At 46.0% G+C, this 25019-nt stretch carries 20 protein-coding genes; 6 read left to right on the forward strand and 14 right to left on the reverse strand.

Translation table 11 applies throughout. The features are described 5' to 3' along the window. Positions 1-22: 22 nt before the first annotated feature. The 7 genes from AC6CIF_RS05725 to AC6CIF_RS05755 all read right to left on the reverse strand — a co-directional run bounded on the left by AC6CIF_RS05725 (position 23) and on the right by AC6CIF_RS05755 (position 7380). Positions 23-946, reverse strand: coding sequence for a selenium metabolism-associated LysR family transcriptional regulator (locus AC6CIF_RS05725; RefSeq protein ID WP_036674887.1), 924 nt, complete (start codon positions 944-946; stop codon positions 23-25). A gap of 132 nt (positions 947-1078) precedes the next feature. Further along, on the reverse strand, positions 1079-1516 hold the full coding sequence (locus AC6CIF_RS05730) for a hypothetical protein (protein ID WP_017687436.1): 438 nt from the start codon (positions 1514-1516) through the stop codon (positions 1079-1081). 165 nt (positions 1517-1681) lie between these two features. Next, on the reverse strand, positions 1682-1945 hold the full coding sequence (locus AC6CIF_RS05735; RefSeq protein WP_498198721.1) for a YlbG family protein: 264 nt from the start codon (positions 1943-1945) through the stop codon (positions 1682-1684). Between the two features lie 30 nt (positions 1946-1975). Beyond that, positions 1976-2413, reverse strand: a complete 438-nt coding sequence (locus AC6CIF_RS05740) for a YlbF/YmcA family competence regulator (RefSeq protein WP_036614642.1) — start codon at positions 2411-2413, stop codon at positions 1976-1978. A 152-nt stretch (positions 2414-2565) separates the two neighbouring features. Continuing rightward, positions 2566-4284 (reverse strand): helicase-associated domain-containing protein, encoded by a 1719-nt coding sequence (locus AC6CIF_RS05745; protein WP_498198465.1) that lies wholly within the window; start codon positions 4282-4284, stop codon positions 2566-2568. 36 nt (positions 4285-4320) lie between these two features. Beyond that, positions 4321-6015 carry a DNA repair helicase XPB gene (locus tag AC6CIF_RS05750; protein ID WP_498198467.1) on the reverse strand — a complete coding sequence of 565 codons (1695 nt, stop codon included), beginning with the start codon at positions 6013-6015 and terminating at the stop codon, positions 4321-4323. 195 nt (positions 6016-6210) lie between these two features. Beyond that, a complete protein-coding gene (locus AC6CIF_RS05755) occupies positions 6211-7380 on the reverse strand; it encodes a M20 family metallopeptidase (protein ID WP_076211400.1) in 1170 nt (389 codons plus the stop codon). A 210-nt stretch (positions 7381-7590) separates the two neighbouring features. On the opposite strand from AC6CIF_RS05755, the gene AC6CIF_RS05760 reads away from it, so the two are divergent. Both AC6CIF_RS05760 and ftsW read left to right on the forward strand, forming a co-directional pair. Next, the gene (locus tag AC6CIF_RS05760) at positions 7591-7938 is read left to right on the forward strand and encodes a YugN family protein (RefSeq protein ID WP_036614650.1); all 348 of its coding nucleotides are present in this window, start codon (positions 7591-7593) and stop codon (positions 7936-7938) included. A gap of 13 nt (positions 7939-7951) precedes the next feature. Further along, positions 7952-9241, forward strand: a complete 1290-nt coding sequence (ftsW, locus tag AC6CIF_RS05765; protein ID WP_339310018.1) for a putative lipid II flippase FtsW — start codon at positions 7952-7954, stop codon at positions 9239-9241. A gap of 128 nt (positions 9242-9369) precedes the next feature. Here the strand turns inward: ftsW and AC6CIF_RS05770 are convergent, their stop codons facing one another. Further along, entirely contained in the window at positions 9370-9732 is a 363-nt protein-coding gene (locus AC6CIF_RS05770; protein ID WP_017687428.1) for an Asp23/Gls24 family envelope stress response protein, read from the reverse strand. Between the two features lie 183 nt (positions 9733-9915). On the opposite strand from AC6CIF_RS05770, the gene cax reads away from it, so the two are divergent. Continuing rightward, positions 9916-10986 (forward strand): calcium/proton exchanger, encoded by a 1071-nt coding sequence (gene cax, locus AC6CIF_RS05775; RefSeq protein ID WP_036674882.1) that lies wholly within the window; start codon positions 9916-9918, stop codon positions 10984-10986. A gap of 183 nt (positions 10987-11169) precedes the next feature. Here cax and AC6CIF_RS05780 read toward each other — a convergent pair whose 3' ends face one another. The 5 genes from AC6CIF_RS05780 to AC6CIF_RS05800 form a co-directional block, all read right to left on the reverse strand. After that, positions 11170-11463 (reverse strand): Fpa/YlaN family protein, encoded by a 294-nt coding sequence (locus AC6CIF_RS05780; protein ID WP_017687426.1) that lies wholly within the window; start codon positions 11461-11463, stop codon positions 11170-11172. Between the two features lie 225 nt (positions 11464-11688). Next, complete coding sequence (locus AC6CIF_RS05785; protein ID WP_036614658.1) at positions 11689-11934, reverse strand: HPr family phosphocarrier protein; 246 nt, start codon at positions 11932-11934, stop codon at positions 11689-11691. A 96-nt stretch (positions 11935-12030) separates the two neighbouring features. Then, entirely contained in the window at positions 12031-13146 is a 1116-nt protein-coding gene (locus tag AC6CIF_RS05790) for an aminopeptidase (protein WP_076328038.1), read from the reverse strand. A gap of 111 nt (positions 13147-13257) precedes the next feature. Further along, on the reverse strand, positions 13258-14115 hold the full coding sequence (locus AC6CIF_RS05795; RefSeq protein ID WP_498198471.1) for a hypothetical protein: 858 nt from the start codon (positions 14113-14115) through the stop codon (positions 13258-13260). Positions 14116-14249: 134 nt separating this feature from the next. Next, positions 14250-16241, reverse strand: a complete 1992-nt coding sequence (locus AC6CIF_RS05800) for a sensor domain-containing diguanylate cyclase (RefSeq protein WP_498198473.1) — start codon at positions 16239-16241, stop codon at positions 14250-14252. Between the two features lie 465 nt (positions 16242-16706). Between AC6CIF_RS05800 and rpsD the strand changes: the two genes are divergently transcribed. From rpsD to AC6CIF_RS05815, 3 genes are all read left to right on the forward strand, one after another. Further along, positions 16707-17306 (forward strand): 30S ribosomal protein S4, encoded by a 600-nt coding sequence (gene rpsD, locus AC6CIF_RS05805; protein ID WP_076211410.1) that lies wholly within the window; start codon positions 16707-16709, stop codon positions 17304-17306. Between the two features lie 189 nt (positions 17307-17495). Next, positions 17496-19601, forward strand: coding sequence for a methyl-accepting chemotaxis protein (locus AC6CIF_RS05810; protein WP_498198474.1), 2106 nt, complete (start codon positions 17496-17498; stop codon positions 19599-19601). A 228-nt stretch (positions 19602-19829) separates the two neighbouring features. Continuing rightward, a complete protein-coding gene (locus AC6CIF_RS05815; RefSeq protein ID WP_498198476.1) occupies positions 19830-22925 on the forward strand; it encodes a transglycosylase domain-containing protein in 3096 nt (1031 codons plus the stop codon). Positions 22926-23164: 239 nt separating this feature from the next. Here the strand turns inward: AC6CIF_RS05815 and acsA are convergent, their stop codons facing one another. Further along, the gene (gene acsA / locus AC6CIF_RS05820; protein WP_498198478.1) at positions 23165-24889 is read right to left on the reverse strand and encodes an acetate--CoA ligase; all 1725 of its coding nucleotides are present in this window, start codon (positions 24887-24889) and stop codon (positions 23165-23167) included. Positions 24890-25019 lie beyond the last annotated feature (130 nt).

Consider the following 25019-nt stretch of genomic DNA (forward strand, 5'->3'; position numbering starts at 1 on the left):
CTACCATTGATGTTGCCAACGATTATGCCTTCCCCGTCTTATGTACCGACTGAGGCTGCTCCTGCTGACGCAGATAATTCAGGAAAGCGACTGCTGACAGGGGCAACAAGGACGATTTTAGATGGATGGCATAGAACTGCCTTTTGAATTCGAGTCCGCGGATATCCACAATATGAACAAGTCCCAGAGCCAGTTCATGCTGCACCGAAGAAGGAGATAACATCGTAATACCTACCCCTGCCTCCACGGCCGATTTTACCGCTCCTGTACTACCAAGTTCCATCACAACATTCATATCCTGTGGATCAATCTTTTTCTTTTGCAATTGGTCTTCCATCACCTGACGAGTACCCGAACCCTTCTCCCGCAGCACAAAAGGATAATTCATTACATCCTCAATATTCACTTTGCTGCGCTTAGCCAAATCATGTCCGGCAGGCACAATCAGTTTCAGCTCGTCCTGCATGACAGGCTCCACAATCATGTCCGGGTGGTGCACTGGCGCTTCAATCAGACCAAAATTAAGCTGGTGCTTCAATATATCATCCATAATTTGCGTTGTATTCATCACTTTCATGACAATTGAAATATCAGGATATTGAAGTGCAAATGGTCCGAGCATGCGTGGAAGCACATATTCTCCAATCGTTAAACTGGCTCCCAGCTGGAGTCTGCCCTGTAACATCTGGGTAAACGCCGACATCGCTTCGTCCGTCTGTCTGACCAGCTCTACACTCCGTTTCGCATGAGGTAATAAAGTCCGGCCAGCCTCGGATAATTCTATTTTTTTGGTGGAACGATGCAATAACTTGGTGCCAAAATAATCCTCCAATGATTGAATCTGCATCGTTACTGCCGGTTGAGTCATATGTAATGCTTGTGCAGCAGCCGAGAAACTCCCCTTCTCTGCTACCGTATAAAAAATATGCAATTGGTGAAAATTCATATCTTCGCCCCTCTTCGATTACACTCTCTACATTGTAGCCGATTTCCCGCTTGGCAACAAAAAAAGCATGCAGCTTGTCTGCATGCGATAATACTTGAATCTATGATTTCAACATATTGAATCTACTCGGGCTTACTTATGCTTACGGCTATTTTTGACCAACGTCATTCTTCTTGAATGTCTTAACCATGAATAATATGACTTCAGGTCCCTTAATTCAATGGTCTCCGACATACGTCCCAGAAACGTAACTACAATCATTTTGTGCAGCGGGTTGCCCGCAATATCATATTCTCCTTCGAGTTCGGAAAATTCGGCGACCACAACCAGATCCTCATCAATCAGGTAGACGTCCTGTTCATTACGGTAGTATGGTGTTATACGGTCCTGCTTCAGACACTCCCATAACCACGCCGCAATATGGTCATCATCACTACGTGCAGGCTCAATACGGTCTGCATACCGCATCTTGGCATGATGGGTAATGACGATGTCGGCCACTTTCTTGTCTCCAAGAGCCACGAAAAACGGCTCGTAGGTGCTCCAACGTTGCATCACCTTATCACGCATGGGAATCACTCTCCACCAGATAGGACTTTCTATCTATTTATTACCAAATATATTACAACATTAGTCCCGCAACCTCAAGGCGTAAGTTTAACTTTTTTTCACAATAGCCAATTTGTGTATAATTCAAGAAAAGAGCGACCCCAAAGGGTCCCTCCAGTTTCTCTTCTATATTCCGTAAAAGCTCGTTTTGTCCATCGTTCTGCTGGCATACTCGGTTTTGATCTCATTACGATACGAGCGTTCGATCTTGCGCACATAGGAAAGTCGCTTCACATTTTTCATCGTATCATCTGCCCGTTCTGCATTAACATACATGACTACATAATGCATACGGCGGGAGATATAATGCACGGTGCCATATTTTTCGAGATTACGGGCAGCCTTCAAATCACTGACCCAAATAATGAATCCTGTCCTTTCCGCAAACATCATCGTTCCCCGCCCTTCTATAATGATTACTTAACTGCAACCACACTTGCCGCCACTACCGCAGCCGCCCTTCGGATTCGGGTCATTGCTCGGTACCTTAATGGTCGTTGACACTGCAAATGCAATGGTCTCTGACATCTGGAATAACATATCATCCAGGGACTTCTCTGCCTGTTTGAAGCGGATTACCGCCTCGAAATTTTCCAACTCCTGTTCCAGAGCCTTCACCTGGTCTTTTGCTGCATGATAATCCGGGTGAAAATGACCGAAACGCTGTGTTTCTTCAAACAATTCCTTCTTGGCATTCAGCTTCCGAATCCCCATCTGAATCTCAGGGGTAGTCTCGACTTGCTGCTTCCAATATAAATAATCCGATACTTCGGCAGATTGGTTAATCATGTCGCCCAGTTCATATGCGCCCGTTAACACTTGGGCCATATCGACCGTGTTCATTTCCGCTACGCTCATGAAATATTCATCCTATCTATATATAAAGTTCTACTTAACGTAGACTACCTCATCATAGCATATCCATGAATAGTTAAGAAGAGTTTTTCCTGCAATTAGAAATAGGGGGAACTCGAAAATTCGCCTTTCAACCTGATATTCACGTGAAATAGTCAGGTTATGACATCATCTGGCAGGATAAGACGCATTGTATCCCACTCTGACGGGGAGAATGTACGCCATTCCGTCTCTGATGTATTTTCACTTGAATCCAGCATGCACCAACCGCTTAAAGTCCATTGTTCATGACCCTCTACCTGATGTGGAATGAGGTATTGCGTACGATTTTCCTGTTGTATCCCCAGCTTGGTCTGCCACTCAATGGCTTTGGCAGCAATCTGTCGGGCGGTTGAACTATGATATCGACGCCACTCCTTGTACCAGGTCTCCGGTATCTCCTCAAATCCCAACAGAGAGAACTTCTTCTCAATGACAGAATGATCACGCTCCAACCCATGCAGAGAAGCAGGGACATCAACCAGACCTTGATTATCGGGTGTGTAGAAAGAAGAATATACACCGCTCAACATATCTTTTTCTAATAACTTCGGATCATCTGCGGAGCCTGTACTTGCCTCCATTACCTTCATACTCCGATTTACAGTCAACGGTGCAGCATCCGTCTCCTTGCCCCAATCTGCTAACGCAATCCGTACATTCTCTGGTATGCCTGTCAGCGCATATTGATCCAGAAAATCCATCACTTCATGTAATCCATACCCTCTGGCTAAGGCTGAAATGAATCGTTCTCTTGTCATACGGTAGATGGACATTCGATCACGCGTCACCCGTTCTGCGTATTGCTCCAGCATCCAGATTACATCAGACCCTGCTTCCGGCGGTACCAACACTTCGAAATCAGGCTGCATGTAAAATCCACACGGCTCCGCCTCACTTACCATCTCTTGTTCTCGATATAATAGGCCATGCGGTTCGATCAGCCAACGGAATGCCAGCGCTTCCGACTGATCTTCTCCTACTTCACCATAACCCCAGCAAGCCAGTGCGTATAGCCAGCCCCTGATCCGTGGTTTCAATTCCGAATTCTCTATATGGCACCATATGTTTTTTTCTGGAGCAAACAATGCCAATTGATAACGGAAATGCTGCAACGCGGGTTCAGCTTCTCCGTATCTTTCCATACACGCTTGATATATTTCCCGATGCATCTGTCTCCACGAGAGCTTCAACCATGTTTGTAATCGATGATCTACAATCTGAATTCGTCCATCTGACTTCTGAGCAAGATTCAGACTGAGCAGTAGATCGAGAAGGATTGCTACGTGAGTCGGATACAAATCCGAATGTTCATATTGGATGCCTAAACCATCAAAGTCTGTCGAAGATAACACCGTAATCACACTTAATTTTTGAACACTTTTTTTATGTATCGTGCCTTTACCTGTCAAAGGAAGTCCTTCTCTTTCAATCCACGCGATCAGATGAAGTAGCTCTGCAGCAATATCCGGCTTTCCTTCCTGTAATACATGAGCATGCTGTGCCACCTGTTTAACGGTTATGCCCACTCTTTGTGCGTAAGCAATCGTCAATGTCTCCATCAGCGAAGCAGGAATATAGAATAATCGCTCTCCCCAACTCTTATATACAGATTCAATCCATCTTTGCTGCCTAAGGCTGTCGAATGAAGAATTGGCTTCTGCGACACTTAGTCCTTCGATGGCCCACTGTTCTCGCGGCAGGAGGGAGGAAAAAGGCTGACCGGCATGTTTGTGAAAAATTGCACCAAGCACTTTTTGTTCCACCAAAGACAGCTTTGACCATGAATCAAGGTTCAGTACCACAGGCTCATCTATTGGTTCAAATGAAGACATATTCCAATCCCTCCTCTTTTCGCGAGTATAAATGCACTATTCATTCTCATGAACGATGGCATATTCATATCCCTGCTCCACCAAGAACATCTGACGGTTTAATGCAAACTCCTGTTCCTTACTATCCTCTGATACCAACGCATAGAAATATGCTTTGTTTTCTCCAGCTTTTGGTCTCAGAATTCTCCCCAAACGTTGTGCCTCTTCCTGCCTTGACCCGAAACTCCCGGATATCTCAAGCGCAACAGCAGCATCGGGCAGATCCACAGCAAAATTTGCAACCTTGGATACCACAATTGTTTTAATCTCTCCACGTCGAAAAGCGGCAAACCACTTGATTCGCTCTTGCTGTGACATGGTTCCCGAGATCAGAGGTGCTTCAATTTCCCGGGCAATCAACTCAAGTTGATCCAGATATTGTCCAATCACTAGCGCAGGTAAATCCCGATGACGTTCCAGCAAACGCTTGACTACATGTACCTTCGCCGGATTCTCGGCAGCCAATCGAAATTGGTGCTTAACCTCAGCTTGCAGATAATTCGATCTTAGTTCCGGGGAAAACGGGATACGTATCTCCTGACATTGTACATCAGCAATCCACCCTTGCTGCTCCAGTTGTTTCCACGGCATATCATAGAGCTTTGGACCAATCAGCGAGAAAACATCCTGTTCACAGCCATCCTCTCGAACCAATGTAGCCGTTAATCCTAGTCTTCGCGTAGCTTGAATATCCGCAGTTGCACGAAACACTGGTGCTGGCAGCAAATGTACTTCATCATATATGATCAGCCCCCATTGCCGCTCACTGAGCAGTTTGATGTGGGTAAAATCAGCATCCTTTGATTTCCGGTGTGTAAGAATCTGATATGTAGCTACAGTCACAGGTTTCACCTGTTTTTTCTGACCTGAATACTCACCAATCTGTTCGCTGGTAATCGTGGTTTTGTCTTGAATTTCCTGAATCCACTGTCGCACAGACGTTGTATTGGACGTCAAAATAAGGCATTCACATTGAAGCCGCTCCAGCACGGCCATGCCAATGACCGTTTTGCCTGCCCCGCAAGGAAGTACGAGTAGACCACTTCCTCCCATGCCCTCACTGCCTTCGAATGCATCCACAGCCTCTCTCTGGTAAGAACGCAGCGCAAATCGCTCAGAGTGGTCCCCTGGATCATTAGACCGCCAATCAAATGAAAGCTTGGTTCCCTCCCGATACCCCACGTAATCAAGTACGGGGTAACCTAACCTTGTTAATTCCCTTTTTAATAACCCGCGCTGTTCTCCTGGGAGCAGAAGTTCATGAGCGTCCTTGCGTTCCATGCGAAAGGCAGCTATCGTTTTCAATCCACTTAATTCATCCAGCAACCGCTCATCCTCACTGTAAAGACGCATTCTGGTGTGATCTGCTTCGGAATGCAGCTTTAATTTGCCATACTGATCCATGATTCTCCGAACATCCTGTATGAGTGCAGCAGGCACGTTCCAGCGAGATATCAGCTCCAGACTTGCGATGACCTGATCGGCATTCCATCCCAGCGCAGCCGCATTCCAGAGCGATAGCGGAGTGATTCGGTAGGTATGAAACGCTGCCGGTGTCTTAACCAGTTCTGAATACATCCCAAGCTGCTCTCTTGCTCTTTCGAATCCGGGGTGGCCAACTTCCAGCAAAACTGTAAAATCTCGCTGAACGATACAAGCATCTGTCCTTACCATATGTTCTGTTCCTTCCATTTGGAGCCTTCCTCCTATCACAAAAAAAGTCCAGTTCCGGTAGCTTCCGAAAATGAACCTCTATAAAGTGCACGTTCAAAAAGTCTAGTTTTCAGTACCGAAAAGTGGACTTTTTGAACAACCTCTAATAAAATCCACAAAAAAAACATCCTGCCCATACCTTGGTATGAACAGGATGCCCAACTGCATCTAAAGTCATTCGGCTGTGTAACCTTTAGCCATGGCGATAAATAATCTCACGGCCGTCTGCATCGCGTCTTCATCAAAATCAAACATCGGATGATGATGCGGATAGATCGCATTTTTATCCGGGTTACCTGCTCCAACAAACATAAAGCACCCTGGAACCTTCTGCAGATAATACGCAAAATCTTCCGCTGGCATCAGCATTGGGGATGCTTGCACTCGTTCTGCCCCAAATAATTCTGTAGCTTCTCTGAAGAAACGTGCTGTCTCCTGTTCATTGTTCACCACAGGCGGATATCCCATAATATATTTCACTTGCGTCTCTGCTCCATATGCTGCCCCTGTCTGGGCTACCATGGTAAGCACGCGCTCTTTCATTCCATTTCGGGTCTCTTCATCAAACGTTCTTACCGTACCGCTCATTTTGCATTGCTCTGCAATTACATTCTGAGCCGAGCCCGCCTGCATTGTACCAATGGTCAGCACCGCGGGTTGCAATGGATCAACCGAACGACTGACAACGGTCTGAAGCTGCATCACAAGCGCAGAACCCGCGATAAGACTATCTATCGTGGATTGTGGCATCCCGCCATGTCCACCTTTGCCTTTGATCTCAATGTAAAAATCGTCCGCCGCCGCCATCATCGGTCCTGCTTTACTGGCAACTACACCTACAGGCAACGGGGTCCACAGATGAATGCCATATATGACATCCACGCCTTCAAGCGCACCATCCGCAATGACCTGAACTGCACCGCCCGGCAGCAGTTCTTCTGCAGGCTGGAACAAAAAACGAATCTCTCCTTGAATCTCCTGCTTGTGACGGCTGAAATACAATGCCGTACCGAGCAAGATGGAGATATGACCATCGTGGCCGCATGCATGCATCGCTCCTGCTTGTTGTGATGCATACTCAATATTCTTCTCATCCTGAATTGGAAGTGCGTCCATGTCAGCTCGCAGCATGACTACAGGACCCGGCTTGTCCCCACGAATGGTACCGATGACCCCGTGACCACCAACATGACGCCTCACTTCCACGCCAAAGCTCTCCAACATATCCGCTACAAAAGAAGATGTCTTCTCCTCATGAAAGGAAACCTCGGGATTGCGATGAAGGTGACGCCGCCATTCCACCATGTGGATCTGCAGATCTTCCCACCATATATTATTAGTCATGTCTCTCCACCCTTTCAATCTTAAACGGGACTTATATCAAGCCCGAACCTTCCTCTTCAAACCTATTGCTGTATATTGTAGCAGAATTGGAAGAAAACCGATACGAAACGCCTTTGGAAAGCTTGCACGGGAAGGGGAAACATACTATCATGAACTAGAGAAATACTCGAGAAATTATACTCGGAAGCTTATGAGGAGGATCAAACGCTTATGATTTTTGAGAATACAGGCTTGGATGGCTTGAAGAGCGACTTGGCATACCTGGATGAGAGCGCCGAGAAAGTCGGATTTGTCCGGTGGCAATGGGAATATTACCGTGCTACATATGACTACAAAATTGAAGATGAACTAACCAACTCAGAATACTTTGTACGCATTAATACCCGCGCTGTGGAAGGCAAATTGGAAAAACCGGATACCGTTCTTGCTGTTGAAGCAGTATACCTTGGCAAAGCGACTTTCCCTCACGGCCTGGATTATGACTCTTCCGTTCCGCAACCAGTCGTGAAGCTGGCAGCCCAAAAATTACAGCAGCTTAAAGAACTGCTGGAAGCATAGGCTGGGCCAAACGATGAAACAACAAACGGCCCAAACGAAAACGAAGAGAGGCACGCCGGATTTTCAACTGCTAATCCTCACTTTATTGTTGGTGGGCTTTGGACTGGTGATGGTATTCAGCTCCAGTTCCAGCATTGCAATCGCAAGCGATAAATTTAACAATGATGCCCTTTACTTCACGAAAAAACAACTTATGTGGGCGATTATCGGTCTATTTGGCATGTTTTTTGCCATGAATATCCGCTTCAACAAGTACAAAAAGCTCTATGCACCCTTTTTCCTGCTCACTACGGTCATGCTGGTGATTGTTTTGATCTCAGGTGCAGTATTGAACGGTGCACGAAGCTGGATTCACATTTTCGGTTTCAGTCTTCAGCCTGCAGAGTTCGCGAAAATTGCTATCATTCTCTATCTCTCTGCTCTTATTACCAAAAAAGGTGAGAAATTCAGGGTTTTCAAGACAGGGTATTTTCCCGTCTTGTTCATCGTTGGATTCATCGCAGGACTGATTATGCTGCAACCAGACTTCGGTACCACCTTTATCCTGGTGTCCACCTGTGGTCTCTTGATCTATGCCGGGGGAGCCAGTATGAAACATATCCTGGGTTCGATTCTCTTGGTGGTACTCGGTGGGGCACTGGCGTTTGGAGCGAATTCTCTGTTTTCTTCCATGTCTCCTTCCGACACAACAACTGCTACAACAGCAGTCACTGCGGAGCAGAACTACAAGATCGGACGTATTCAGGCTTTCCTTGATCCATTGTCCGATATTAATGGCGGAAGTCTTAACCTTTACCGTTCCCTTGTTGCCATTGGTGATGGCGGCATGACAGGTTCCGGGATTGGACAAGGCACGATGAAGCTGCACTATTTGCCAAATGCGTATAATGACTTTATTTTCTCCGTAATTGGGGAAGAACTCGGATTCATTGGAAGTGCATTATTCCTGCTCGTTTACCTGTACTTTATCTGGCGAGGAATTATTGTCTCTCTCCGCTGTCCCGATCCATTCGGAACATTGGTTGGCATAGGTATCATGGGACTGATCGCGATTCAGGCATTTATCAACATTGGTGGTGTAACTCAGACCATTCCGGTGACGGGGGTCACGCTTCCATTTATCAGTTATGGGGGTACCTCACTCTTTGTAATGATGGTTGCCATGGGCATTCTGCTCAGTATCTCACGTACTAACAATCTGGACGTGATCAAGGAAGAGAAAACGAAGTCCGTGACTGTACAGACACAGACTCGTACCTCTCCTGCTCTTCGTTCACGGGAGTCCATCCGTCGGATTCGATAAAAAAGCAACACAAAAAAGGTTGTGCACCCAATGGATGCGCAACCTTTTTCTGTGTACTGAGTAAACTCTGTCTATCAAGATGAAGAACAGGTCAATGTAGCTCTGTCCCCCATTGCGGATTGCGAATTCTACAGATCGTCGCCTTTGAAAGATACGCCTTCTACCTTTACATTGACTTCAACCACGCGTAATCCGGTCATGGTCTCTACCGCTTCTCTTACATTCTGCTGAAGCATACGGGAAACTTCATGAATCGGGGTTTCGTACAGGACGATGATGCGCAGGTCAATGGCTGCTTCCAGCTGGCCGACCTCAACGCTCACGCCTTTCTGTACGTTTTTACCGCTGAGTCGCTTCGCCCAGCCCTCTGACAATCCTCCAGACATTGCGGCAATTCCGGGTGTTTCCATTGCAGCCATTCCGGCAATTTTTGCAACCACGTCATCGGCAATCCGGATGTTTCCGCTCTCCAGTTGAAGTTGTTCTGCCATGCCACATCCTCCTTCACTTCGTTACTCGTATTTTAAATCCTTTCCACCCCAAAAAGCAAATTAAACTCAAAAAGATGCGTTTACACCCTACCACCATTTGGTTATATTGAAATATGAAAATAATCTCATAAGCGATTTACAGTGTAATTCAAAACAAAATAATTTATAACCGAGGTGTTTGTTGTGAGAAACCGGATTTCATCCATTTTGCTGATTGCGTTCTTTGCACTCAGTGCCATCGCCCACTACTTGAAATGGGATTCGATTCTACAGTTCGTAATATCAGCCATTTCGGTTATTTTTGTGGCCGGTTTTTTAGGCAAAGCCACCGAAAATGTTGCCCACTATGCCGGACAGCGGCTGGGTGGATTCTTGAATGCAACCTTCGGCAATGCTGCCGAATTGATCATCGCCATTTTCCTCGTCAAAGAGGGACTCTTCGACATGGTCAAAGCAAGTCTGACAGGTTCCATCATCGGAAATCTGCTGTTAGTGCTCGGGTTAAGTATTTTTGCCGGAGGACTCAAGTTCAAAATTCAGAATTATAACGTTTCACTTGCAGGTCTGAATGGTTCCCTGATGATTGTTGCCATCATTGCCCTGTTTATTCCAGCAGTCTTTCTCAATACACATTCCATTACACAGAAAGACACCAATACACTTAGTCTCATCGTGGCCGGATTGCTCATCCTCGCGTATATTGCGTGGTTGCTATTCTCCATGGTGACACATAAGAACTACCTTGCAGACGTTACTGAGGATCGCGATGAAGAGCTACCTCATGAGCATGCTCCGGCGTGGTCCAAGAAAAAATCTATTCTCTACCTGGTGCTCGCAACGGTCATGGTTGCTTTCGTCAGTGAATGGCTGGTGGGCACGCTTGAAGTCTTCACTTCGGAATTTGGACTTAGCGAACTGTTTGTCGGTGCATTCCTTGTGGCCATCATCGGTAATGCGGCCGAACACAGTGCAGCCATCATGCTTGCCATGAAAAATAAAATTGGAGCCGCCGTTGAAATTGCGGTTGGCAGCAGCTTGCAGATCGCACTCTTCGTTGCTCCTGTACTGATTTTTGTCAGCTACTTCACAGGCAGAACCATGGATATCGTATTCACAACGATTGAACTGGTCGCCATCGGCGTATCCGTATTTATTGCGAAGTCCATTACCCAAGATGGTTCAACGAATTGGTACGAAGGTTTACTCCTGCTCGTGGTATATATCATACTCGGTGTATCCTTCTTCCTGGTGTAACCAAGCCCTCACATAACGATTAAAATATACAAGCCACAAGAGGCAGCCCGAATTTACATTTGGTGCTGTCTCTTTATTTGTATACGCCTTCCGGCCGGCTTGTATCCCCATCCCGTTCAGGCGCACAAAAAAAGCATGCATAAACGCCTGCATGCCTTCTATTCTGACCCGCGCATTAGCAGGCTATTGCTCATTCTTCTTGTTCAAGGCTTCATATAAAATTGCCAAATTCCGCTCAAGCGCGCTAACCAGCTGCTTACCTGCACCTTCTGGAAGGAGCCCTGCACGAACAGCAAAATCAACTTCTTTGGAGAACCCATACATCTGTGTATCCAATACTTCCTCATAGAGAGGGCAGTAGCGGGTAGCCAGATTCTCCATCTGTACTTCAATAAGCTTCTGTATTTTATCTGCATCTTCTTGAAGAAGACTGATCGCTTTCAAATTCAGCTGGTCCTGCAGATCAGATGAAGTCATGCATTTTTCCCCCCTATGTCCCAAAAATCGCGTAAAGACGTTCTACCTCTAATATTAGACGAAATGAAGAGCTAATACAAGAACCTGACCAAAATAAGCACGCAAAGTTAAGCCTTCTGTTGAAGCTTAATCCACCTGTTCCAGTCACGTCCAGACGAGTATTCAGATCATTCCATGCCAAAAAACACCCCTGCCTAAAAAGGCAAAGGTGCTTCTTGAGAGCTATTACTCAGATGCAATGCTTACATTCAGTCCATGCTTGGCAAATACTTCTGACATGGCTGCTTTCGCTTCAACTGCATCTGGACCATGAACATGCAGTTCATAACTGTGCGTGCTGATCAGCGTTGTAAACAATCCGAGAATACTTTTTACATCGATATACTTGTTCTCCGAATGAAGCACGATTGAAGAAGTAAACTTGCCTGCTGTTTGAGCAATTTCTACTACAGCCGCGTTATTACTCGACATAGGAATCCCTCCGTCTTTTTACTATTGGTATCATCTATTAATTACCACTACATGATACCGTGAATCCGCTTTCCTAGCAACAGCAAAATCCTGTTCCTACTTCAAACGGTCCGGATTCAGGCATTCCAGCTCAGGAATAACAAAGATACCGTCTTTACGAATCAGCACATCGTCAAAATAAATCTCCCCGCCGCCATAATCCGGACGCTGGATCAATACCAGATCCCAGTGGATGGACGAGCGGTTGCCATTGTCGGTTTCTTCATACGCTTGACCAGGCGTAAAGTGCAAGCTGCCTGCGATTTTTTCATCAAACAGGATGTCTTTCATCGGATGAAGAATATGCGGGTTAAATCCAATCGCGAATTCACCGATATGACGAGCACCCTCATCCGAATTCAGGATTTCATTCAAACGCTCTGTATCGTTGCTTGTCGCTTCAACAATTTTGCCATCCTTGAACGTGAACTTGATATTTTCAAAAGTCACTCCATTGTACAGGGTTGGCGAGTTATAACTAATCGTTCCGTTCACGGAATTACGTACAGGGGCGCTGTACACTTCGCCATCTGGAATATTTTTTTGCCCAGAACATTTTTCTGCACCGATATCTTTAATGGAGAAGCTCAGCTCTGTTCCTGGTCCAGTGATACGAACTTTGTCCGTCCGCTTCATCAGGTTAGCAAGCGAGTCCTGCGCTTTGTCCATTTTGGCGTAATCCAGGTTACATACGTCAAAGTAGAAATCTTCGAACGCTTCTGTACTTGTATTGGCGAGTTGCGCCATACTTGCGTTAGGGTAACGAAGTACAACCCATTTCGTATGTTTGACACGTTGTTCACTATGTACCGGGTGGGAGTACAATGAATTGTACATTTTCATTTTTTCTTCCGGTACATCGGACAGGTCATTCACATTTTCTCCAGCACGAATACCGATATAACAATCCATCTGTTTCATCCGGTTCAGATCAATCTCTGCCCACGTTTTCATCATTTCTTCTGTGGCATTTTTCAGCATCGCACGCTGTACGGTTTTATCGGTCAACTGTACAAAGACGTTACCACCTTTTTTGCCTACCTCTTCAATAATGGCGTTAATCAGATCACGTTCCGATCCAATCATCTCAACCAATACATTTTCACCAGGCTGTACATCTACTGAATAGCCCACCAGGTTTGCTGCAAGCTTTTGAATTCTTGGGTCTTTCATCTTGGTAAAATCCTCCTGTCATCTGCCATACTTGAATTGAACAACGGTAAATTACGATACTATTGTAGCACGCGAACAGTCATCCCGTCAGCAGGCAGTCCCTCACTTCGTTTATTGATATGACTTGAAGTTTACATCGGTGACAAGGGCTTCTTTGTTACTTTTACGGTTGTTGTCCGTGTAACTCATCTGACTTTCAGAGGATAAGCGAAGAGGCAGACTGCTCTTCCGATCTACCGTGAGATGATATACCGTCTGCACGCTCGCTTGTTTCATCATCTGTTGCATCGTTGTTTCACCCTGTTTCCAAACTTTCTCCAGATCCTTCTCAAGCTTCTCCTTACGCGCCCCTTTTACCGTAGCTGCCTTATGCATATATTCTGCCCGAATGGCGTTCATCTCGTCGTTTAGCTGGGTTACAGCCCATGATTTGGCGTCTTCCGGTGCAAGTTCAATACGTAATGTTCTGGTTCGACGACCGGCCCCATACTCCGATTGAATGGTTTTGTGCATCCCATCGATCTTCTCCAATTGGGCAATTGGATTAAAACGAGAAAGAGACCCTCGCAGCGGCTCATGCTGCGCTGACAATGCCATCCATTGCCCTTGTTTCCGCTCGAAAGAAGCCCTAAACCCACTGGGCTGTCCATTGTTTTTTACCGCAGTTGTTTGAATGCCTGTGCCCACAGCAGTTACTTCTCCAGGTAATCGGGTCTGAAGGGTCAGACGATCATGATTCTCCAGCTTGCCTTCAAATTTAAACTGATTCTCGAACAGCCCACTGTTCTCCCGTCGAAGTCCTGCCTCTCCTTCAAAACTCAACGTTTCTTTTCCCGCTATCCCCGATAAAGCTAAGGAAAAAACCTCCTCAGGCGTTTGATCTCGCTGGATTAATCCACAACCCGGAACACCAATAATCACGATGCTCACAAATAACCATAATGTACGTACCGAATGGCGGTTAAACATGTCTATCTTCACCCTTCCGTGAACTTTCTCCATAGATTGCCCTGCCCGTATACGCTTATACTTCCTTCTATACATATCTTGATCTGCGATGCACAAAAAAAAGAGAACGACTCCGCAATTGGAATTGTTCTCTCTTAACGTGTTACATCCTGTTCCTCTACAACGATTCTGTTCCGACCACCATTCTTGGCGCTGTACAAAGCCATATCAGCCCGATAAAACAAGGACTCTACACTGACCTTTTCATCCATCCAATTCCACTCTGCGATGCCACTGGATACCGTAACGGGCGGTCTGGTCTCTTCTGCGACTCTCTTTCGAATCACTTCCGCATAATCTAACGCCTGCCTTACACTCACCTGTGGCATATAGATCGCCAGTTCTTCTCCACCCCATCTGGCACATACATCCTCCGAGCGAACAGAGCTGGTGACGATCTCACTCACTTGCTTTAATACTTGATCCCCCGTCTGGTGTCCGAACGTATCATTCACCTGTTTGAACTGATCAATATCCACCACAATGAGGGAGCCACAGAATTCATGAGCCTGTCGCTCGTGAATCACACTGTCCAGATAATGCCTCACGTACAGACCTGTCAACATATCCAGATTAGCCAAGCGCCGAACCTCGGCATGCAGCGTGGCATTTGACAGGGCAAGCCCGATATGAATAGATAACATCTGCAAGAGCCTATAGTTATCATATGAAAAGTAGTGCTCTCTACTATGTCCCAGCAAAATGGCACCCTTCACTTCACCATTAACTCTGATCGGTGATGCAATCAGTGACATGGATCCCGTATCTTCCATGAAAAAGGAGGACACTTTATCAAATTGCGCATAATTGGCTATAATAAGTGGTTCCTCTGTTCGATACACCAAACCTGCGATACCGTAGTCTACAGAAAAGGATTGGTGAAAAACATCTTTCACGTTAGATGACATGACTTCGAAGTCATTCGTACTATCATTGAGTTGAAGAATGCAACACGTTTCAGCCTGGAATATTTCCTTTAACTCTTGCTCAGATAGTTGATAAATCTCCGAAAGATGCAGACTCTTGTTCAACCGCTGTGTAAGATCATTAATTAAACGAAGTTCCTGAATTAACATATTGGATTGTTCATGCAACTTGGCGTTCTCAAAGGCCGTTCCTGCAGTGTCTACCATCATCGTAATCAATTGCAAGTCCGATTCTTCCATAATCTCTTCATTCATTTCGATATGGAACACACCGTATATGCCTTGTTTGCCTTTCAGCGGAATCCCTACATCTACAATGCGGTTCTCTGCATCATGTGAGCGAGCAACGATCAGCTTACCTTCCATAAATGAACGCACACAAATATCTTCTCCTCGCTCGTGGACAAGCAACGGTTTAATCCGTGGATCAGAGTTGCTCTGATCCTGAGACATATACAATTTGATATAAGTGGCCGGGTACAAGTAGTCCATACTGTCAAATACCTCATCCAATATGGCCTCAACATCCATTTTGTCATGCATTCGCTGAACAATCTGAAAGAGGATGGACCTCCGGTGTTCCTCACGGGCTGTTTGTTCATGAGCATGTAACAGGTCCGTCATAAATATGTATTCAAATCTTCGGTAAAAGCAGGTGTGATAATGCAATGCCTCAGATTGAACCACAGCTTCAGACGTTTCATATCGATTGGATTCATAGATCACAGCAGTGAACACGGCAAACATATCCTTGTTTGTTCTGGAGAATAAGGGATGTGTTATTATGAGATATTCTCCGCGTTCGCTTGTCCCTTTAAAGGACAGGACCTGTCTTTTATCCATACATTCCAATACCAGCCTGCGTGCATCCACACCCGGATCAGCTTCATGATCGCTATCGTATCCTATGCAATCGCCTTCCGTGTTCCACACGCTGTAATAGGTTGATGTCCTGGCAAGGCTTGAACCCACTCTGGAGTTCCAGTCACTGTAGGCCTGCTCTAGCAAGCTGCCCAAATATGAAAAATCAAAAGGTGTGATATCCATTTTTTGCATCCACAACACATGCTCTTCATGAGAACGAGGAGCGGCAAAAGATGCGGAATCGCCCGAACTTCGTGAATTCAAGCTGGCAGGTAAACTTCTTAGATGTTCTAACATGTCAGGCGCTCCTTTGCACCGTTTTTGCATCCACCAGGATGCATTAATCTGCAGACGTTATCGCAAACCTGCAAATTCGTTGCGATAACCTTGTTACATAAAGATGATTTAAAGTTAAGATACAATCTATTTTACTCTGTTTAAAGCTTTTTTGCATCCATATTTCAGAAAATTGTCCCATTATTTTAGGCCCAATGACCTATCGACAAATTTAGACGTTTTTTTGCTTTTATTCTACGCTTGACTTTGTTTCTCTTAAACTGTAAAATAAATTGTTGATGAAGACTACTAATGGGTCTTTAAATTTGGGCATTACCGGTTGTGTCACCCTCATTCTTTTTGTTGCTTTCAGGACAGCGGCTGAACTTTCCTGATCGTTCTATGCGAGGCCAAGCCCGCATCAACAAATTGGAGCGCAAACAGAGCCCTAATATGAACTTTAACTAAAAAGGAGCTACTTTAAACATGGCACGTTACACTGGTCCTAAATTTAAATTGAGCCGTCGCCTCGGCATTTCCCTTAGCGGAACAGGCAAAGAATTGAAACGTCCTTTCCCTCCAGGTCAGCACGGAGCTAACCAACGCAGAAAAATGAGCAACTACGGTATGCAATTGCAAGAAAAACAAAAATTGCGCCACATGTACGGTTTGGGCGAGAAGCAATTCCGCACACTGTTCTCTAAAGCTCAAAAAATGCAAGGTATTGCCGGTGAGAACTTCATGTTCTTGCTTGAGTGCCGCCTTGACAACCTCGTTTACCGCCTTGGGTTTGCTAACTCCCGCGCTGGAGCGCGTCAGTTGGTAGCACACGGTCACGTAACTGTAAACGGCAAAAAAGTCGATATCGCTTCTTACCAAGTAAGCACTGGCGATGTAATCGGCTTGCGTGAGAAGAGCCGCGCTCTTTCTTCCATTAAAGAAGCTTTGGAAGGCCGTTCGCATCTTCCAGCATACGTTGAATACAACGAAGCAGCTGTAGAAGGTAAATTCATCCGCTTGCCTGAGCGTGCTGAATTGTCCCAAGACATCGATGAAAAACAAATCGTCGAGTTCTACAACCGTTAATCGTTGCATTCACATTAAAGATTCAATCCAAACAGCTGTCGAGATTTTCTCGGCAGCTGTTTTTCTATGCTTTTTTTCTATTTATCTTCATTATAGGACCTCAAATATCGATATAAAATATAAACTCCCTTTAGGAGAAGCAGACATCCATATATACATCACAAGAATGACATCGAGGGGGATTAAACCATGCATTTTTTTCGCAATCGCAAGCTCGCTGTTAAGCTTGGACTTTTACTCGGGATCGTATTACTCTGTTGTGTTGGAGCCCTGATTGCATTTAATACCAAATCCATTTACAACAAAAGCCTCCAGTACGGCGAAACCGTTGCTGGACAGGCAGCAAACCGGGCTACGAATGAGTTTATGACTGACATTAATCAGGTTAAAAACACGTTGGACACCATGAGTACCACCTTATTGGATGCCGCTCAGAACGGATCACTCAACCGTGAAGAAATCGTCAGACTCCTTGAACAATATCTGAAAAAGGACGAGAAAGTTTTTGGCTTTTATACGGGCTGGGAACCTAATGCCTTTGATGGAAACGATGCGGAGCACGTGAATAAAAATGACTATGATGATGCTACAGGCCGCTTCATCCCCTACGCCATACGAGACGGTAACACCCTGCATTTTGAGCCTCTGACTACCTATGAGGGAAACAGTGAAACCAGTACGTACTATCAGCAGCCAAAGAAAAACAAATCCATCTATTGGTCCGAGCCTGTTACCTATACGGTTGGTGGAAAAGAAACACTGCTCGTTTCGATTGTCCTCCCTCTATTAGATGAAAACAAAAATTTTCTCGGCATTGTTGGTGCCGACTTTACCATTGATCGTTTTCAGCAAAATATAACATCACTTAATCCGGATCAGGGTTATGCCATGCTTATTACTAGTGAAGGACAGATTGCTGCACACGGCTCCAAACCGGAACTGGCTAATGAAGGAGCCGTGATTCCATCTGAGATGAAGACAGTCATTCAGCGTATACAGTCTGGCGAGTCTCAGTTTTACGCTACAGATCCTGAAGTAGGGGAAGAACTATTTATTGCCGAGCCCGCCAGGTTACAAGGAACAGATTCAAACTGGTACCTTGTATCGGCGCTGCCAAAGAGCCACATCCTTCAACCTTTCTATGACAGCTTGAACTGGTCCATACTGATTGCCGCACTGGCTGTACTTCTGCTTGCAGGTGTGGTTACCTACACCATCCTCTCCATTGTTAGACAGTTGAATCAAGTTAATATCGTCGCTGGACAGCTGGCTGGCGGAGATTTGACACAAAAGTTACCTGTACGATCCAAAGATGAATTTGGCATTATGGCGGGTCATATGAATCAGATGATGGATACACTGCGACATACCATATCGGTTATATCCGAACATGCTTTATCTGTAGGCTCCACTTCTCAACAGTTGACCGCAGGTGCCGAAGAAACAGGTAAAGCAGCCGAACTGATTGCATTAACAGGAGTCGAAGTTGCAGATAAAGCAGGTAAACAGGTGCAGGAGCTGCAAGAGTCCTCCCGTTCCATGAATGAAATATCTGCAGGGATCGGAAGAATTGCAAAGGCCGCCTCCGATGTATCGGATTCATCGCGAGCTGTGGCTGAGCGAACAACTGTTGGAACCGATAAGATTCAGTCCGCCATGCGTATGGTCGATAGCGCCACCTCTTCTGTGCAGACATCCATGACCGCACTGGAGAATTTCCGTCAACGTTCGGAAGAGATTGGCCATATTACAGGCATGATCACGGAAGTTAGCCGTCAAACCAATCTTCTTGCCCTTAACGCTTCCATCGAAGCATCACGAGCAGGTGAACATGGGCGCGGGTTTGGTGTTGTTGCTTCCGAGATTCGTAATCTGGCTGAACAATCCAGAATATCAGCAGCGCAGATTGCAGCATTGATTCATAATGTTCAGCAAGAGGTCCTTTCTCTCGTTGAAAATATGGAACAGGGGAATGCTGAGGTGAGCCATATAGCGGAAGTGATTAATGAAAGTGGTGAACTATTCCTCTCGATTTCATCACAGATTTCAGATGTTAATGAGCAGATTGAGCATGTCTCAGCCATTGCGCAGCAGATGTCAGCTGGATCACAGCAGGTTGATGCCACGTTAGTGCAACTCAAAACCATTGGTCATGAGACAGCAGATCATGCAACTCGTGTTGCCTCTGCCTCTGAAGAACAACTCGCATCCATGGAAGAGATTACGGCGGCGTCTGCCTCACTGGCGAATCTTACCCAGGAACTATTAGAGCTGATTCAACGCTTCAAAACCTGATATAGAATACCTCCAATACGACACATCATTCAGCCACCCTATGCACCTCAGCATGGAGGTGGTCTGCTTATTTTGGCTTACAACTCATGAAATGTGCTTCAATATCGCATGATATATAGCATAATGCATGGCAGAATGGCAAATTTCGACCATTACTTGTATTTCTCAGGCATGCAAACCCGCCTTTTTATGCTATAATAAGTGCTGTTAAAAGGAGGAAGACACTGAATGGTTGATGTTAATAAGAAAAAGCCCGATGAACAGCCTGTACGCAAACGCAGCTTTGCCCGCAGACTGGGAAGTTTCGTCAAATGGATGGTTGTCCTTGGATTTATGGGGGCACTATTTGTAGGCGGTGCTTTGATGGGATACGTCAGTTCCATTGTGAAAGACGAGCCTGTCCGTTCAAGGGCCCTGATTGAACAAAAAGTCAGCGAAAACTCCATCACAGGCTTTGCTTACTTTGCCGACGGCAGTCCGATCGGTCAATTACGTACGGAAGAAGACAGGCGTCCGGTCACTACGGACCAGATCCCACAGAAGGTTATTGATGCTGTCATTTCGATTGAAGACAATCATTTTTACGAACATAAAGGTGTAGACATGAGCGGAACGCTACGTGCCGTGAAACAGAAAGTGCTGAAAGAATCAGTACAAACCGGCGGTAGTACACTGACTCAGCAATTGGCACGTCGTGTGTTTTTGAATCTGGATCGCACGGAAGATCGGAAAGTGAAAGAAATTTTGCTCTCACTCCGACTTGAACGTTTCCTGACCAAAGACGAGATCATGACTGCCTATCTGAACAAAGTTCCTTTTGGTAATGGTTCCAGCGGATACAACGTTTACGGAATCAAAGCGGCCGCCAAAGGATTGTTCAATATCAACGATCTGGAAAAAATCAACATCGCTCAAGCTGCTTATCTTGCTGGATTGCCACAACTCCCCTCCTCTTACTCCGCTTTTAACGGTAAAGGTGATTTTGTAGAGGAGAATTTTGACCGCGCAATCAACCGTCAGCATCTGGTACTGCGCCGTATGCTTGAACTGGGCAAAATCAATCAGTCCGAGTATGACGAAGCTCTTGCTTTTGATATCAAAAGCTCGCTCGCTCCGAAGACCATCAAGGCTTACAACACTTATCCATATCTTATGATGGAAACGGAACGACAAGCTGCACAGATTTTGATGAAACAGTTGAATTCCGACACAGCTGAATCTACAGACAAAGCTACGGATGCAGACACACCTCAGAAGGAAAGCAGTGCATTATTAGAGGAAGCTCAGACGCAACTGCGGACAGGTGGATATCGGATATACACGACCATCAACAAAAGTATCTACAAAACGATGCGTACCATTGCGGAAGATGACAGCAATTTCTCAGCAGATGATCCTGTCAAAGGAAAAGAACAAACTGCTGCTATGCTGATTAATCACAAAACCGGTGCTATTCTAGGTATGATTGAGGGTCGGGATTTCCAGGACGAACAGATGAACTATGCAACACAGATGGTACGTCAGCCAGGTTCAACGATGAAACCTATTGCAGCTTATCTGCCAGCTCTGGATGAGGGTCTTGTCCAACCTGCTTCTATTATTGATGACTCACCGATCATTCTCAAGAATGGTCCGAGCGGCTACCACATTGCCAAGAATGCCAACAACCGGTATCAGGGACTGGTCACTGCCCGCAGAGCACTGAATTATTCTCTTAATATACCAGCTCTGAAGTTGTTTAATGAAGAAGTAGGGATCGAGAAGGCTTGGACCTTCGCCAAGAAACTGGGGATTACCACCATTCAGAAGGAAGATTATCAGGCTCAGACCGGTGTTCTCGGAGGTCTCCAATACGGTGTAACCGTTGAGGAATTAACCAGTGCCTATGGTGCGATCGCCAATAAGGGTGTATATAACGATTCTTACATGATTAGCAAAATCGTAGATTCCAAAGGCAACATCGTTTATAAACACGATACTGAACCTGTCCAAGCCTTCTCGGAGCAGACAGCATACCTGATGACCGATATGCTGCGGACCGTTATTACAGAAGGAACGGCAGATAAAGTACGTGAAAATTACAAATATTCCAAGAGTGTGCCAATCGTAGGTAAAACGGGATCCACTCAAAACTACGCAGATGTCTGGTTTGAAGGTTATACACCAGATGTCACACTTGGCGTGTGGGTTGGATACAAACAGCCGGTGAATACGCTGGAAAGTAAATCACAGAGAAAACGTGCGCAGCAACTGTGGTCGAAAATCCTGAATGAAGTGATCGATACGCAAAAAGATCTGTTCGTTACGGATTCGTTCAAAAAACCATCTGGCATCGAAACGCGCACGGTGTCGGCGTACAGTGGCAAGTTGCCAACATCCATGACTGACAAATTTGTTACGGATATTTTCAACAGCAAGTTTGTTCCGAAGGATAGCGATGACGGTGTAGCCAAAGCCAGGTACATTACTTACAATGGTGTAAACTATATTCCGCGTGACGGAACACCTTCAGACATGTTGAAGGAAAAAACAGTAATCAAGCGTAAAAAACCAATCTCGGATCTCATCAAAGAATTGCAAAATGCATTCTCACGTATGAGTCGACATGAGTCACTTGCTTATTACCTTCCTGAAGATGCTGATGCAGACATGCCAACACAGATTGATCCAAGGACAGATAACGGCAAAGCTCCTGATGCACCAGGCAACGTACGCATCTCAACCTCAGGTGACAGAGCAGTCATTACATTTAATGCCACACCTGAAAATGATGTCGTCGGTTATCGTCTGTACCGTTCTGTAAACGGTGGAGGATTCCAGAACCAGGGTCAAGTTGTCCTGACTGGTGAATCCAGATCATTCTCTGCATTTGCAGCGCAAGGCGGTAACTTCGCCTTCTATGTAACGGCAGTGGATGTTGCAGGCAGAGAGTCTGCTCCTAGCGCTACAGTAAATAGTGCTGGTGTAGCTCCTCCTGTGGAAGAAGAGATTAATGAGCCGATTGAAGTTCCAGGTACAGTCATTACGCCAGGAGAAACGCAGACCGACAATACAACAACGACAGCCCCAGGCACACCTGGTCAAGTCAGCGTAACTGCTCTCTCTCAAGGACTGCGTATTCAATGGGCGTCCAGTCCAAACGCAGATAGTTATGCTGTATATTACAGTGAAACAGGCTCAGCTCCTTACACCAAAATTGGAACAACAGCAGGAAATACCATGGATTATGGAGTACCCGCATCTACCAGTGGATGGTTCAAGGTATCTGCCAGTAACAGTGCGGGTGAATCCGAACCTTCTACAGCCATACATTTTCAACCCTGATTCAGGCATAGCGTTCCAAAACAAGCCGCATCCTCAGACTGTATCTGAGGGTGCGGCTTTTTATTTGTATTTACAGCAGCCAAAAAGCCTGCTTCATGCCATTGGCATAAAACAGGCTTTTATAATCCATTTTAATGGGTAGAGTCACTGTATTCGGAACCGCAGAATATTAACTTCTTCCCCACTACTCAATGCATGACCATCGATACCAACACATTGATGATCCTAGCACTGTCGCGTTAGTCTTCTATGGTGGATAGATCTCCTGTTGGCAGATCAAGCTCCCAGGCTTTCAGGACACGGCGCATGATCTTGCCGGAACGTGTCTTGGGCAGTTTATCCTTAAACTCAATCTCACGCGGAGCAGCGTGGGCAGACAGGCCCTCTTTGACAAAACGATAGATCTCTTCTTTCAGCTCCGGTGTCGCCTCATATCCTTCACGAAGCGCCACAAAGGCCTTGATGATCTCCCCACGTGTTACATCCGGCTTACCGATTACACCCGCCTCTGCTACCGCAGGATGCTCCACGAGCTTGCTCTCGACCTCAAAGGGGCCAATACGCTCGCCTGACGAATTAATCACATCATCAATCCGTCCCTGGAACCAGAAATATCCTTCTTCATCCATATAAGCGGAGTCACCGGATACATACCAACCCGTAAGCCTGAAATACTCCTCGTATTTCACAGGGTTATTCCAGATCTTCGCCATCATGGATGGCCAAGGCGCCCGTATGGCCAGATTACCCATACTGTACGGTGGCAATTCCTGCCCGCGATCATCAATAATGGCTGCTTCGATGCCAGGCAACGGACGTCCCATGGAGCCTGGTTTGATTGGCATTCCGGGATAGTTACAGATCAGCTGTGCGCCTGTTTCCGTCATCCACCATGTATCATGAATTCGCTGACCATAGGCTTTCCATCCCCAACGAACAACCTCCGGATTGAGTGGTTCACCAACAGACATGACATGACGCAGACTGCTCAGATCAAACTGGGCGATGGTCTCTTCTCCCGCTCCCATCAGCATACGGAAGGCCGTTGGTGCACTGTACCAGATCGTGACTTTGTTCTTCTGGATGGTGCTGTACCAATCTTGAGGACTGAAACGACCACCCCGTATCACATTGGTCACTCCGTTGAGCCATGGAGCAAAGATACCGTAAGAGGTGCCTGTCACCCAACCAGGGTCAGCAGTGCACCAGTACACATCATCCTCACGTAAATCCAGAACAACCTTACCTGTATAATAGTGCTGAATCATGGCATTTTGAACATGGTACACCCCTTTGGGTTTACCCGTAGAGCCTGAGGTATAATGAATAAGCAAACCATCCTCACGATTCAGCCACTCTACTTCCATCTCATCCGAAGCGGCAGACATCTCTGCATCAAAATCGATGAGTCCTTCTTCAGTCTGCGCGCCCCCACCCACAATAAATATATGTTTTAGCTCGGGCAATTCGGAACGTTTGATGCGTTTTAGCAATTCGGGAGTGGTCACGAGTGCTACTGCTCCGCTATCCTCCAGCCGATCCTTCACAGCCGTTTCCATAAAAGCTTCGAACAACGGACCCGCGATGGCTCCAGCTTTCAATATGCCCAGAAGACTAAAATACAGTTCAGGACTTCGAGGCATAAAAATAAACACCCGTTCCCCTTTGGCTATGCCATATTTGCGGAGAACGTTCCCGAACCGACTCGACTGTTCACTCAGATCAGCAAAAGTATAGGCCTCTTCACGCGAAGCATCGCTATACAATAAAGCGGTTTTCCCGCCCCTTCCTTCCAGTACATGACGATCAATCGCTTCATGCGCCATGTTTACTTTTCCGCTGGCGTGCCACGTAAAGTGCCTTTCCACCGATTCCCAATCGAACCGGCTTCTCGCCTCCGTGTAATCGCCCAGATTAGATTCAGACACAACCGTTTGCAGCATCTCACCATGTGCTTGACTCATGCTTGCCAGCCTCCTTCAACTCGACATTTCGATTCCCGTTAGGGGTCAATCCTCATTGCCTTTGTGTTGACTGAACTTCCAGTTAGCGCTTACATTAGTAGAGAGAACTTCTCATCATGTACTTGCTCGG

It is taken from the genome of Paenibacillus sp. GQ49 (assembly GCF_059759055.1).

What these genes read in the sequence shown, in the direction of transcription:
- AC6CIF_RS05725 (WP_036674887.1), bottom strand. Translation starts at nt 946, where the DNA reads ATGAATTTTCACCAATTGCATATTTTTTATACGGTAGCAGAGAAGGGG.
- AC6CIF_RS05730 (WP_017687436.1), bottom strand. Translation starts at nt 1,516, where the DNA reads ATGCGTGATAAGGTGATGCAACGTTGGAGCACCTACGAGCCGTTTTTC.
- AC6CIF_RS05735 (WP_498198721.1), bottom strand. Translation starts at nt 1,945, where the DNA reads ATGTTTGCGGAAAGGACAGGATTCATTATTTGGGTCAGTGATTTGAAG.
- AC6CIF_RS05740 (WP_036614642.1), bottom strand. Translation starts at nt 2,413, where the DNA reads ATGAGCGTAGCGGAAATGAACACGGTCGATATGGCCCAAGTGTTAACG.
- AC6CIF_RS05745 (WP_498198465.1), bottom strand. Translation starts at nt 4,284, where the DNA reads ATGTCTTCATTTGAACCAATAGATGAGCCTGTGGTACTGAACCTTGAT.
- AC6CIF_RS05750 (WP_498198467.1), bottom strand. Translation starts at nt 6,015, where the DNA reads ATGGAAGGAACAGAACATATGGTAAGGACAGATGCTTGTATCGTTCAG.
- AC6CIF_RS05755 (WP_076211400.1), bottom strand. Translation starts at nt 7,380, where the DNA reads ATGACTAATAATATATGGTGGGAAGATCTGCAGATCCACATGGTGGAA.
- AC6CIF_RS05760 (WP_036614650.1), top strand. Translation starts at nt 7,591, where the DNA reads ATGATTTTTGAGAATACAGGCTTGGATGGCTTGAAGAGCGACTTGGCA.
- ftsW (WP_339310018.1), top strand. Translation starts at nt 7,952, where the DNA reads ATGAAACAACAAACGGCCCAAACGAAAACGAAGAGAGGCACGCCGGAT.
- AC6CIF_RS05770 (WP_017687428.1), bottom strand. Translation starts at nt 9,732, where the DNA reads ATGGCAGAACAACTTCAACTGGAGAGCGGAAACATCCGGATTGCCGAT.
- AC6CIF_RS05780 (WP_017687426.1), bottom strand. Translation starts at nt 11,463, where the DNA reads ATGACTTCATCTGATCTGCAGGACCAGCTGAATTTGAAAGCGATCAGT.
- AC6CIF_RS05785 (WP_036614658.1), bottom strand. Translation starts at nt 11,934, where the DNA reads ATGTCGAGTAATAACGCGGCTGTAGTAGAAATTGCTCAAACAGCAGGC.
- AC6CIF_RS05790 (WP_076328038.1), bottom strand. Translation starts at nt 13,146, where the DNA reads ATGAAAGACCCAAGAATTCAAAAGCTTGCAGCAAACCTGGTGGGCTAT.
- AC6CIF_RS05795 (WP_498198471.1), bottom strand. Translation starts at nt 14,115, where the DNA reads ATGTTTAACCGCCATTCGGTACGTACATTATGGTTATTTGTGAGCATC.
- AC6CIF_RS05800 (WP_498198473.1), bottom strand. Translation starts at nt 16,241, where the DNA reads ATGTTAGAACATCTAAGAAGTTTACCTGCCAGCTTGAATTCACGAAGT.
- rpsD (WP_076211410.1), top strand. Translation starts at nt 16,707, where the DNA reads ATGGCACGTTACACTGGTCCTAAATTTAAATTGAGCCGTCGCCTCGGC.
- AC6CIF_RS05810 (WP_498198474.1), top strand. Translation starts at nt 17,496, where the DNA reads ATGCATTTTTTTCGCAATCGCAAGCTCGCTGTTAAGCTTGGACTTTTA.
- AC6CIF_RS05815 (WP_498198476.1), top strand. Translation starts at nt 19,830, where the DNA reads ATGGTTGATGTTAATAAGAAAAAGCCCGATGAACAGCCTGTACGCAAA.
- acsA (WP_498198478.1), bottom strand. Translation starts at nt 24,889, where the DNA reads ATGAGTCAAGCACATGGTGAGATGCTGCAAACGGTTGTGTCTGAATCT.